At 28.9% G+C, this 11927-nt stretch carries 12 protein-coding genes; 5 read left to right on the forward strand and 7 right to left on the reverse strand.

From position 1 onward, the window contains the following. Window positions 1-362: 362 nt before the first annotated feature. The 7 genes from gyrA to dnaA form a co-directional block, all read right to left on the reverse strand. The gene (gyrA, locus tag RYO54_RS07030) at window positions 363-2897 is read right to left on the reverse strand and encodes a DNA gyrase subunit A (protein ID WP_315117027.1); all 2535 of its coding nucleotides are present in this window, start codon (window positions 2895-2897) and stop codon (window positions 363-365) included. Between the two features lie 20 nt (window positions 2898-2917). Next, the gene (gene gyrB / locus RYO54_RS07035) at window positions 2918-4834 is read right to left on the reverse strand and encodes a DNA topoisomerase (ATP-hydrolyzing) subunit B (RefSeq protein ID WP_315117029.1); all 1917 of its coding nucleotides are present in this window, start codon (window positions 4832-4834) and stop codon (window positions 2918-2920) included. Between the two features lie 17 nt (window positions 4835-4851). After that, window positions 4852-5115, reverse strand: a complete 264-nt coding sequence (remB, locus tag RYO54_RS07040; protein ID WP_315117030.1) for an extracellular matrix regulator RemB — start codon at window positions 5113-5115, stop codon at window positions 4852-4854. A 24-nt stretch (window positions 5116-5139) separates the two neighbouring features. Continuing rightward, window positions 5140-6237, reverse strand: coding sequence for a DNA replication/repair protein RecF (recF, locus tag RYO54_RS07045; protein ID WP_315117032.1), 1098 nt, complete (start codon window positions 6235-6237; stop codon window positions 5140-5142). Between the two features lie 107 nt (window positions 6238-6344). Next, a complete protein-coding gene (locus RYO54_RS07050; protein WP_315117034.1) occupies window positions 6345-6551 on the reverse strand; it encodes an RNA-binding S4 domain-containing protein in 207 nt (68 codons plus the stop codon). Between the two features lie 15 nt (window positions 6552-6566). Beyond that, window positions 6567-7670 (reverse strand): DNA polymerase III subunit beta, encoded by a 1104-nt coding sequence (gene dnaN / locus RYO54_RS07055; protein ID WP_315117036.1) that lies wholly within the window; start codon window positions 7668-7670, stop codon window positions 6567-6569. Between the two features lie 265 nt (window positions 7671-7935). After that, window positions 7936-9297, reverse strand: a complete 1362-nt coding sequence (gene dnaA, locus RYO54_RS07060; RefSeq protein WP_315117038.1) for a chromosomal replication initiator protein DnaA — start codon at window positions 9295-9297, stop codon at window positions 7936-7938. 486 nt (window positions 9298-9783) lie between these two features. On the opposite strand from dnaA, the gene rpmH reads away from it, so the two are divergent. From rpmH to jag, 5 genes are read left to right on the forward strand one after another with little or no spacing between them, the layout of a single operon-like run. Further along, window positions 9784-9918 carry a 50S ribosomal protein L34 gene (rpmH, locus tag RYO54_RS07065; protein ID WP_216441005.1) on the forward strand — a complete coding sequence of 45 codons (135 nt, stop codon included), beginning with the start codon at window positions 9784-9786 and terminating at the stop codon, window positions 9916-9918. 54 nt (window positions 9919-9972) lie between these two features. Beyond that, window positions 9973-10311 (forward strand): ribonuclease P protein component, encoded by a 339-nt coding sequence (rnpA, locus tag RYO54_RS07070; RefSeq protein WP_315117040.1) that lies wholly within the window; start codon window positions 9973-9975, stop codon window positions 10309-10311. Then, window positions 10308-10517: a membrane protein insertion efficiency factor YidD gene (gene yidD, locus RYO54_RS07075; RefSeq protein WP_315117042.1), complete on the forward strand. Its 210-nt coding sequence runs from the start codon at window positions 10308-10310 to the stop codon at window positions 10515-10517. The genes rnpA and yidD overlap by 4 nt, the downstream gene beginning before the upstream one ends. 18 nt (window positions 10518-10535) lie before the next feature. Further along, window positions 10536-11198 (forward strand): membrane protein insertase YidC, encoded by a 663-nt coding sequence (locus RYO54_RS07080; RefSeq protein ID WP_315117044.1) that lies wholly within the window; start codon window positions 10536-10538, stop codon window positions 11196-11198. Window positions 11199-11212: 14 nt separating this feature from the next. After that, entirely contained in the window at window positions 11213-11839 is a 627-nt protein-coding gene (gene jag / locus RYO54_RS07085) for an RNA-binding cell elongation regulator Jag/EloR (RefSeq protein ID WP_315117046.1), read from the forward strand. Window positions 11840-11927: the final 88 nt, after the last annotated feature.

Here is an 11927-nt window from a genome sequence, read left to right on the forward strand (position 1 = left end):
GACTGGTTTCATTCCTCTGTTTAATTTTCAAAGACCGTTGCCGCTTCAAGCGACTATTACATGTTATCACTTAAACTTATTTTTGTCAACGTTTTTTTTTCGTTTTTTTCGTAAATTTAAGTATCATTTTGTTTCACTAACCTGTCGCTCATCTCGCAGCGACAAAAATTATTTTATCAAATTTATTCTTTCTCACATATTAATTATATCTTCTTATTGAAAACTATATTATTAATAGTCTTTAAATCTCAATTTTTCTTAATATCTCTCATAGTGATACACTAGATAAAGTTGATATAACTTTAATAAGGATAAAGGCCATTCAATGCATTAAAATCCATTGAATGGCCTTTATTTTACTATTATTCTTCTGTTTCTTCTTCATCTTCATTAATTGTTTCGTCTTCTTCTATATTAATTACTTCATCTTCCTCTATACTAATTATTTCGTCTTCTTCTATATTGATTTTTTCTTCATCCTCTTCTGCACTTATCTTTGCTACCGCTAATATTTTTTCATCTTTATCGGTTTTCATTAAAGTAACACCCATAGTACTTCTACTAGTTATACTTACATCCGATACACATATTCTTATAGCTGTATTGCTGCTATTAATAAGCATCAATTCATCACCGTCTTTTACCACTCTTGCCGCTGCTAGTTTACCAGTTTTTTCTGTTACTTTATAAGTCAACATACCCTTTCCACCTCTATTTTGTAGGGTATATTCAGAAACAGGAGTCCTTTTTCCAAATCCATTCTTACTCACAACTAAAACATATTCATCTTCAACAAATATATCCATAGTAACTGCTATATCACCATTCCTTAAGCTTATAGCTCTTACTCCCGTAGCAGTTCTTCCCATAGGTCTTACATCTTTTTCACTAAATCTTATAGAATATCCATTTTGAGTTACTATTAATATTTCTGCGTCTCCTCTTGTGACTTTAACTTTCAATAACTCATCATCTTCTCTTAAAGTAATTGCATTTAATCCATTTTTTCTAATAGAAGAGAATTCTTTTATTGGAGTCTTTTTAATAATTCCACCTTTAGTAGTTATTATTAAATAACCTTTATCGATTTTCTCTCTCATTGCTATTACTTCTTTTATGTTTTCATTTGGATTTAGTGGTATTAAATTAATTATATTAGTACCTTTAGCTGTTCTTCCTGCATCAGGTATTTGGTAAGCCTTAATAGTATACACTCTTCCTGTGTTAGTAAAGAATAATAAATCACTATGGGTTGAAGTAATAAATACTCTCTTTATAAAGTCATCTTCCTTAGTTTTAGCTGCCTGTATACCCTTTCCCCCTCTTTTTTGGGATGAGTATGCATCTGCAGATATTCTCTTAATATAACCTGAATGAGTTAAAGTAATTACTACATCTTCCTCTTGTATTAAATCTTCAATGTTTATTTCATCAATATTTTGCTCTATTAAAGTTCTTCTTTCATCGCCATATTTATTTTTTATTTCATTTAGCTCATCTTTTATTATGCCAAGTACTAATTGATCATTAGCTAATATTTCCTTTAAATGAGATATAGTCTTAACTAATTCATTGTATTCATCTTCAATTTTATCTCTTTCTAAACCAGTTAATCTTTGAAGTCTCATATCTAGTATAGCTTGAGCCTGCTTTTCAGTTAAGCCAAATCTATTCATTAATCCATTTCTTGCTTCTTCTGCATTTTTAGATGATCTTATTAAATTTATAACTTCATCAATATGATCAAGAGCAATTCTAAGACCTTCTAAAATATGTGCACGTGCTAGTGCTTTATCTAATTCAAATTGAGTTCTTCTTCTAATTATTTCTTTTTGGAAATCTAAATAATAAACAAGCATTTGTTTTAAGTTCAATGTCTGTGGCTCATTATCTACCAAAGATAACATTATAACTCCAAAAGTATCTTGCATCTTTGTATGTTTATATAACTGATTTAAAACAACATTAGGATTTGAATCCCTTTTTATTTCTATAACTATTCTCATTCCGTCTCTGTCGGATTCATCCCTAATATCTGATATTCCCTCTATTTTTTTATCTTTTACTAATTCAGCCATATTTTCAATAAGTCTAGCCTTATTTACTTGGTAAGGTAGTTCTGTAACTATAATCCTATGTCTATTCTTTTCTTCTTCAATATCCGCCTTTGCTCTTACAATTATTTTACCTCTACCTGTTTCATAAGCTTCCCTTATGCCTCTAGTACCTATAATTGTACCTGCCGTAGGAAAATCTGGTCCCTTTATTTTAGTCATAAGCTCATGAATAGTAACTTCAGAATTGTCAATTATCATGCTTATTCCATCTATAACTTCATTTAAGTTGTGTGGAGGTATGTTTGTAGCCATACCTACAGCTATACCGGAAGAACCATTAACTAATAGATTAGGAAATCTTGATGGTATTACTACCGGTTCTTTTTCTGATCCATCAAAGTTTGGAGAAAAATCAACAGTTTCTTTATTTATATCTCTTAACATTTCTACTGCAATTTTACTCATTTTAGCTTCTGTATATCTCATAGCCGCTGCTGAGTCTCCATCTACAGAACCAAAGTTTCCATGTCCATCCACTAGAGTGTATCTAATTGAAAAATCCTGTGCCATTCTAACAAGAGCATCATACACTGAGCTATCTCCATGAGGATGATATTTACCTAAAACATCCCCTACGATTCTAGCACATTTTCTATAAGATTTTTCTGGTGCTAATCCTAACTCATACATAGAATAAAGTATTCTTCTATGTACTGGTTTTAAACCATCTCTAACATCTGGAAGAGCACGACCAACAATAACACTCATTGCATAGTCAATGTAGCATTTTTTCATCTCTTGCTTTATATCAATTTCCAAAACTTTTCCTTCATTGTACATCCAATTTCACACCTTCCACCTTATATATCAAGGTTCATAACTTTCTTAGCATTCTCCTGAATGAACTCTCTACGAGGCTCAACCTTGTCGCCCATAAGTATAGTAAATATTTCATCAGCAGCCATTGCATCTTCAACTGTAGCTCTTAATAAAACTCTATGTTCTGGATTCATAGTTGTATCCCAAAGTTGCTCTGCATTCATCTCTCCTAAACCTTTATATCTTTGAATTTGTGTACTATTATCTCTTCCACCAATTTCCTCTAATTTTTGTTCCAATTCTGGATCAGAATAAACATATTGGTCTTTTTTATTTTTAGATATCTTATATAATGGTGGTTGAGCAATATATACATGTCCTTGCTCTATTAATTCTTTCATGTATCTATAGAAGAACGTAAGTAGAAGGGTTCTAATATGAGCTCCATCTACGTCTGCGTCTGTCATTATAATTATTCGATGATATCTTATTTTTTCTAAATCAAAATCTTTACCTATCCCTGCACCAAAGGCAGTTATCATGGATCGTATTGTTTCAGAATTTAATATCTTATCCAATCTTTGCTTTTCAACATTCATTATTTTACCACGTAATGGAAGTATCGCTTGGAATTGTCTATTTCTCCCCTGCTTTGCAGAACCTCCAGCAGAGTCACCTTCAACTATATAGATTTCACATTCTTTTGGATCCTTTGATGAACAATCTGCTAATTTTCCAGGTAGCGCGTTACTTTCTAAGACTGACTTTCTTCTAGTTAACTCTCTTGCCTTTCTTGCAGCTTCTCTTGCTCTAGATGCCATTAAGCCTTTATCTATAATTATCTTTCCTATATTAGGATTCTCTTCTAAGAAATTTCCTACACCTTCTCCTAATACACTATCTACTATTCCTCTTACTTCACTATTACCAAGCTTTGTTTTAGTCTGGCCTTCAAATTGAGGATCAGTTAATTTTACTGATATTACAGCAGTTAATCCTTCTCTAATATCATCACCAGATAAGTTTTTATCATTTTCCTTTAAGTGCCCAAACTTTTTAGCATAATCGTTCAATACTCTTGTAAGAGCTGATTTAAATCCTGCTAAGTGAGTTCCACCCTCTATAGTATCGATGTTATTTGCAAAGGCAAATATATTTTCATTGTATCCATCATTGTATTGTAGCGCCATTTCAACAGAACAATCATCTTTATTACCTTCTATGTAAATAGGTTCTGGATAAAGCGCCACTTTATTTCTGTTTAAGTAAGAAACGAAGGATTTTATACCTCCTTCATAATGAAACTCTTCTTTTTTATCTACTCTTTTATCACTTAGTACTATCTTAATTCCCTTGTTTAAAAAAGCCAATTCTCTAAGTCTTTGAGCTAATGTATCATAATCAAAATCTAATTCATCAAATATCTCTAAATCAGGTTTAAAATATGTTCTAGTTCCATGTTCTTCCGTTTCACCTATTTTCTCTAATCCTGTTACAGCTATTCCTCTTTCATATCTTTGTTTCCATAGGTATCCCTCTCTAGCTACTTCAACTTCACAAACTTCTGAAAGAGCATTAACTACAGAAGCTCCAACACCATGAAGTCCTCCTGAAACTTTATATCCTTCTCCTCCGAATTTTCCCCCAGCATGTAAAATTGTCATTATAACTTCTACTGTAGGTTTATTCATTTTAGGATGCATTCCTACAGGCATCCCCCTACCGTTATCTTCAACATTAATTGAATTATCTTCATTAATAATCACATCTATCTTGTCGCAATATCCAGCTAATGCTTCGTCTATACTATTATCCACTACTTCATATACAAGATGATGAAGCCCTCTTAAGCTGGTACTTCCTATATACATTCCTGGCCTTTTCCTAACTGCTTCTAACCCTTCTAACACCTGTATCTGGCTTTCATCGTAATTTTGTTGCTTATTTTCTTCTAACATATTTATCCTCCTTAAATTTAAGGTTCATAGTATACTACTTTGGTTCTTTTAGCTAATGTAGCAGATGAAATCGGTGATAAATATATTTTACTCTTTTTATTTACCTCTGCTATTATAAATGATTTTGGTTTCTCTTTAGTTATTCTTTCTACAAATCCATCTTCTTCAGCCAACCTTAAAAATTGCATAGTATCTGAACTATACATAGATTTTTCTATATCGAAAATTCCTATTACGTCTTTCAAAGGAACAACTACATTTTCTCCTAAATGTAAAAACACAAAGATTCCTCCTCTTTACTATTTCTATCTTTTATACTCAACACAGTCTCCATTAACCACTTTAAAAATTTTTCCAGTATCATCTATATAATTTTCTATATTTTCTAATCCCGTACAAGTTATTATAGTTTGAATATCCTTAATTGATTTTAAAATATATTTTTGTCTCTTGGAATCAAGTTCAGAAAGAACATCATCTAACAGCAATACAGGATATTCTCCCGTTAAATTTTTAATAATTTGAAGTGAGGAGAATTTAATAGTCAAAATAGATGTCCTTTGCTGTCCTTGCGATCCGAAGCTTCTAACATCTATATCATTTATTTTTATACTAAAATCCTCTCTATGAGGCCCTATTGAAGTTATTTTTTTTTCAAAATCAATTTTTCTATTTTTCACTAACCCATTATAAAAATTAGTTTCTATATTTTCCTTTAAAGATATTGTAGAGATATACTCAAATTTAATATTTTCTCTTGCAGATGTTATATCTCTATGTATATTATTCCCAATAATGTTCATTTCATTTACATAATTTTCTCTTGATTTAATTAAATAGCTACCGTAATTTGATAGTTGTTTATCGTACACATCTATAATATTTTTATTATTATCATTAATTTTCTTTAATAATGCGTTCCTTTCGTTTAACACTTTATTGTATTGAACTAAATTATAATAGTATTTTTCATTTAACTTACATAATTCAATATCTAAAAATTTTCTCCTATAAGAAGGAGATTCCTTTACAATTTTTAAATCTTCTGGTGAAAACATAACCACATTGAGTATTTTAAAAAGATCAGTTATTTTATTAATTTTTATTGTGTTTACGTTGATTCCTTTTTTACCTTCTTTAAATATTTTAATTTCAATTTTTTTATCCAGTCTTTGATTGACTACATAAAGTTGTATATAGGAATTTTGTGCATTCCAATTAATCATCTCTTTATCTTTATTAGTTCTGTGAGATCTGCCTATACTAGAATAATAAATACTTTCAAGAATGTTAGTTTTACCTTGAGCATTATCCCCAATAAACACATTTACATTTTTACTCAGTTCAATAAATAACTCTTTATAATTTCTAAAGTTTATTAGTTGTAAATATTTAACATACATAAAAACACCTTTTACTAATTATTATATCATAATATAATTATTGCACAAATTAGTATGCACAATGTATAGAAGATTATCTTTAAATATACATTGTGCACTAATAAGTTCTAAACTACAATATAACATTCATTTTCGATTTCTATTTTATCACCTTTAGTTATTTTTCTTCCTCTTCTGGTTTCTATCTCACCATTTACTTTAACCATACCTTCTTTAATTATCATTTTTGCATCAGATCCATTAACAACTATAGCTGACCATTTTAGAAAAGAATCTAGTTTTATTATATCTGTATTTATTTCTATTTCTTTCATAATACTTATTTCTCCTTAATTATTTAATAGTCTAACAGGTAAAATTAAGTAAGTACAATTATCTATATCTTTATTTTTTATTATACATGGAGTAATACTACTAGATAATTCCATAACTATTTCATTTTCATCCATTATTTTCAATACATCTATAAGATATTTTGAGTTAAATGCAATTTGTAGAGACTGCCCTTGCAAAATTATACTAAACTCCTCTCTTACCATTCCCAATTGAGAATTTGAAGTTATAATCATATTGTCATCTTCTATATTTAGTTTTATCAGACTTGTATTTCCGTCTTTGGCCATTAAAGATGCTCTTTCTATACAATTTAATAAATCAGATCTTTTAGCAATAACCTTTAAATTATATTCTTCAGGAATTATTGAATTATATTTAATAAATTCTCCTTCCAAAAGTCTTGAAATTATTTTTGTCTCTCCAATGCTAAATAATATGTGGTTAGGTGTAAAAGTAATATTTACAACATCATCACTTTCTTCTAATATTTTTGAAACTTCATTTAAAGTTTTTCCTGGAATAACTGCACTAATATTATTTTCATTATCTATATATTCAGTTTTTAGTGCTAATCTATATCCATCTAAGGCAACTAAATTTAGTTTTTTATCTTTTATTTCAAATAAAACACCAGTTAAAATTGGCCTAGTTTCTTCCTGTGCAGTAGCAAATATCACTGCTCTTATCATATTTTTCAATATTTTTTGTGAAATAGAGAATATTATATTTTCATTGATTTTAGGTAACTCTGGAAAATCTGTTACATTCATATGTACTAAGTTGAATTTAGATTTTTGGCATATTATATCAATAGTATTATTTTCTTTTGAATATATTTCTATTTTATCATTTGGAAGTTTTCTTATAATTTCTCCAAATATTTTAGAATCAACAACAAAGGAACCCTCTTCAAAAACTTCTGCTTTAGTTTTAGTTTCAATACTTAAATCTATGTCAGAACCAGTAAATTTTATACTATCTTTTTCTACGTTAATAAGTATTCCCTGTAGTATTTGCATTGTTGATTTTCCTGTAACCGCTTTTTGAGCTATAGATATAGCTTCACTTAATATATTTTTTTCACAAACAAATTTCATAAATGAGACCTCCTTAAAAAGAATCCACATGTTATTTTTAGTGTAATATAGAGAAGATATTAAGATATTTATTAGTAGTAATAGTAGTAGGGGCTGTGAATATGTTAATAACCCCTAGAACCGTTGAAATCTATAGGAAATAATGTACAAGGTAATTGTGGATAAGTATTTACAAATCCTATACATTTATCCACATTATAAAATCAAAAAAAAAAAAAATTTATAATCAACAATATATTATAAGGTTATTATAAACATATGTTGATTATTGTTGATTAATTTTTTTCGTTAAGTCTCCTATTGTATTTTGAAGGGATTCATCTTCCTTTAATTTGGTAGATATTTTTTCATATGCATGTATTACTGTAGTATGATCTCTACCCCCAAACTCTTCTCCTATTTTAGGCAAAGAAGTATCGGTAAGCTTTCTACAAAGATACATTGCAATTTGTCTTGGGAAAGCTACATTTCTTGTTCTTCTTGCAGATTTGAAATCTTCTACTCTTAAACTGAAGTAACTTGCTACTATATCTTGAATAAGTTCAATTGTTACCTGTTTTGAATGTTTATTAGAAATGATATCTTTTAATGCTTCTGATGCTAGATCAACACTGATTTCCTTATTAGTTAATGAAGAGAATGCTACAATTCTAATTAAAGCTCCTTCTAATTCTCTTATATTAGCTTTAATTTTAGTGGCTATATATACCATTACTTCATTTGGTATATTTAAATGTTCAACATCAGCTTTTTTCTTTAGTATTGCCATTCTTGTTTCAAAATCAGGTGCTTGTATATCAGCAATAAGTCCCCATTCAAACCTAGAGCGCAACCTATCTTCTAAAGTAGGGATTTCTTTTGGCGGCCTATCACTAGATAATATAATTTGTTTATTTGCTTCATAAAGAGCATTGAAAGTATGGAAAAATTCTTCTTGAGTACGCTCTTTTCCGGCAATAAATTGAATATCGTCAATTAGTAAAATATCTACATTTCTATATTTATTTCTAAATTCAACGTTTTTATCGTCTTTTATTGAATTTATCAATTCATTTGTAAATTTTTCAGAAGAAACGTATACTACCTTTGATTTTGAATTATTTTGTAAAACATAATGACCTATAGCATGCATTAAGTGCGTTTTTCCAAGTCCAACTCCTCCATATATAAACAGAGGATTGTATGCTTTAGCAGGAGCTTCGGCAACTGCTAAGGATGCAGCATGAGCAAATCTATTACTATTACCTATAACAAAAGAATCAAAAGTATATTTAGGATTTAACATAGCAGACATTTCATCATTTACTACTATATTATTACCTTTTTTTATTTCTAAATTTTCTTTTTTATTATTACTAGTTGTAGTTGAAGATTCTTCAGATTCAATGTAAAATTCAATGTTGTATTTTTTTGAAGTAATCAATTTTAATCCATTAACTATTAACTCCTTATATCTACTGCTTAATATTCCTCTTGTAAAATCATTTGGAACACATAGATATACAGTATCATTTTCTAGTTTTAATGGAGTAATACTTTTAATCCAGGTGTTAAAACTTACTTCAGTAAGCTCACCCTTAATAATATTTAAGGTTTTTTCCCAAATATCATTTAATTGGATACTCATTTTTTATCCTCCAGTTCAAAATTTATAATAATTAACAATTTATATACATAAATAAAGTGCTATCTTAATTTCTTGACAAATGTTAATAAAATTATTCACATGTTTATAATAAAGTTAATATTTATTGGATATAATTACTTATATACAGTTGTGGATAAAACTTTTTAACATTATTAATATGTAAATAATAAAGAAAAAATGGGATAAAATAAGGGTATAAATAAAAAAACAACAAGTTATACACAAAGTTATCAACAGCTGTTGATAACTTTTTTCCATTACGAAGTTATTAACATGTCTTTTATAATAATATCAGAACATATACATGGTTTCAAGAAGTTATCCACAAAAAATATTTTAAAATATTAACAATAGCCTTTTTCTTGACATTGAGAGGTCATGAATATATAATTTAATAGTAAAACTATAAATTGATAGTAAGTTATTTGCTATAAATTATAATTGTGCGAAGGGGGTGTAGTGTGCATGTTTATGACATACCAACCAAAGAAGAGACAGAGAAAAAAGGAACACGGTTTTAGAAAGAGAATGAAAACTTCATCAGGAAGAAGAATTCTGAAGAGTAGAAGACAAAAAGGTAGAAAAAGATTGACAGCTTAAGGCCGCTATTATTGTGGCCTTTTTCTGCAACTGCAGAAAAGAGGAGTTTTCAATATGAAAAAATATAAATTAAGAAAAAATGCTGAATTTAGGGTTGTTTACAGAAGGGGAAGATCTATTTCTAACGATCTACTTGTATTATATACATATAGAAATGGAAAGAATAATTTCAATAGATTGGGCGTTTCAGTAAGTAAGAAGGTCGGCAAGAGTGTGATAAGAAATAGAACAAGAAGGTTAATAAAAGAAACATATAGACTTAATAGTAGTAGAGTAAAACAAGGTTATGACTTAGTTGTTATAGCAAGAACTAATGCAAAAGATAAAAATTATAAGCAAATAGAAAATTCATTAATAAATCTATTTAAAAGGGCAGGTATATTAAATAATTGAAAAGATTTTTAGTGTATTTAATTAATTTTTATAGAAATAATGTATCACCTCTAAAGAGACCTTGTTGTAAATTTTATCCTACTTGTTCACAGTATGCATTGGATGCGATTAATAAATATGGAGCTTTAAAAGGTACTTTTATGGCTGTTATAAGAATATTAAGATGTAATCCTTTTAGTAAAGGTGGATATGACCCTGTTAAATAAAGTATCTGGAGGTTTAGGATGAGTTGGTTAAATAACTTTTTGGTTGAGAGTTTTGTTTTTATACATAACTTAGTTAATGGCGTAATTACAAATCCTAATTTTTCTTATGGTTTAGCTATAATATTATTTACGTTGATAATAAAATTGCTGCTTATGCCGCTTAATATAAAGTCAATAAGATCAAGTATAAGAATGAATAAAATGCAACCAGAAATCAAAAAGATTCAAGATAAATATAAAAATGATCCTCAAAAAGCTCAACAAGAAGTAATGAAAGTATACAAAGATAAAGGAGTAAGTCCTTTTGGAGGATGCTTACCTTTATTATTACAGTGGCCTATATTAATAGCTTTATATTATGTATTTAATAATATACAAGGAATTAATGGAGTTACCTTTTTATGGATAAAGGACTTAAGTAAGCCAGATATAGTTCTTGCTGTTCTAGCCGGAGCAACACAATATTATTCAGGATTAATAATGAACCCATCTGGAGATAATCCTCAAGCGAAGCAAGCCGGTACAATGAACTTAAGCATGTCTCTAATGATGATTTTTATAACATTTAGAATAAAAGCTGCTTTAGGATTATACTGGGTAGCAAGTAATATAATACAGACACTTCAATCAGTACTTACTAAGAAGTTAGAAGAAAAACATATGGCAGAAAAAGATGCCTAGGGGGTGCTTACGGTATGAAAACTTTGGATATGATAGGTAAGACCGTTGAAGATGCTATAAGTGCTGCTTTAAAGGAATTAAACCTAACTAGAGATAAAGTTGATGTAGAAATACTAGATGAAGGTAGCAAAGGTTTATTTAAGCTTATTGGGGCAAGACCTGCTAAAATAAGAGTTATAGTTAAAAGAGATTATGAATATGAAGCTAAAAACTTTTTAAGAGAAATACTATCGAATATGGGGATACAGGCTGAAATTAGGGTAAAAGATGAAGAAGATTCTTTAAAAATATCTATGACTGGACCAGATATGGGTGTGCTTATAGGTTATAGAGGGGAGACTTTAGATTCTCTTCAATATTTAGTTAGCTTAGTAATAAATAAAGATCAAGATTCAGAATATAAAAGAGTTATTTTAGATACTGAAAATTATAGACAAAAAAGAGAAGAAACTCTTAAAAGACTTGCTTTTAAGATAGCAAATAAGGCGAGAAGAACGGGAAGAACTGTTAAGTTAGAACCTATGAATCCTTATGAAAGAAGAATAATTCATTCAGTATTACAAAATGACCCTTATGTTAAGACATATAGTGAAGGTGATGAACCTTACAGAAGAGTTATTGTTGATTTAAAGAAAGCCTAAAGTGGCTTTCTTTTTAAATTATAGCCACTAAAATTTAGCTGGAGTAAATATCTCTTATAAATAAACTCCAGTTGAGATTAAGAATTAT

Source organism: uncultured Clostridium sp. (assembly GCF_963515715.1).
Lineage (GTDB): Bacteria > Bacillota > Clostridia > Clostridiales > Clostridiaceae > Clostridium_AW.

Coding starts and splice junctions, on each gene's coding strand:
- rnpA (WP_315117040.1), top strand. CDS start 9,973: ATGAAAAAATATAAATTAAGAAAAAATGCTGAATTTAGGGTTGTTTAC.
- jag (WP_315117046.1), top strand. CDS start 11,213: ATGAAAACTTTGGATATGATAGGTAAGACCGTTGAAGATGCTATAAGT.
- RYO54_RS07080 (WP_315117044.1), top strand. CDS start 10,536: ATGAGTTGGTTAAATAACTTTTTGGTTGAGAGTTTTGTTTTTATACAT.
- recF (WP_315117032.1), bottom strand. CDS start 6,237: ATGTATGTTAAATATTTACAACTAATAAACTTTAGAAATTATAAAGAG.
- gyrB (WP_315117029.1), bottom strand. CDS start 4,834: ATGTTAGAAGAAAATAAGCAACAAAATTACGATGAAAGCCAGATACAG.
- rpmH (WP_216441005.1), top strand. CDS start 9,784: ATGTTTATGACATACCAACCAAAGAAGAGACAGAGAAAAAAGGAACAC.
- dnaN (WP_315117036.1), bottom strand. CDS start 7,670: ATGAAATTTGTTTGTGAAAAAAATATATTAAGTGAAGCTATATCTATA.
- dnaA (WP_315117038.1), bottom strand. CDS start 9,297: ATGAGTATCCAATTAAATGATATTTGGGAAAAAACCTTAAATATTATT.
- RYO54_RS07050 (WP_315117034.1), bottom strand. CDS start 6,551: ATGAAAGAAATAGAAATAAATACAGATATAATAAAACTAGATTCTTTT.
- gyrA (WP_315117027.1), bottom strand. CDS start 2,897: ATGTACAATGAAGGAAAAGTTTTGGAAATTGATATAAAGCAAGAGATG.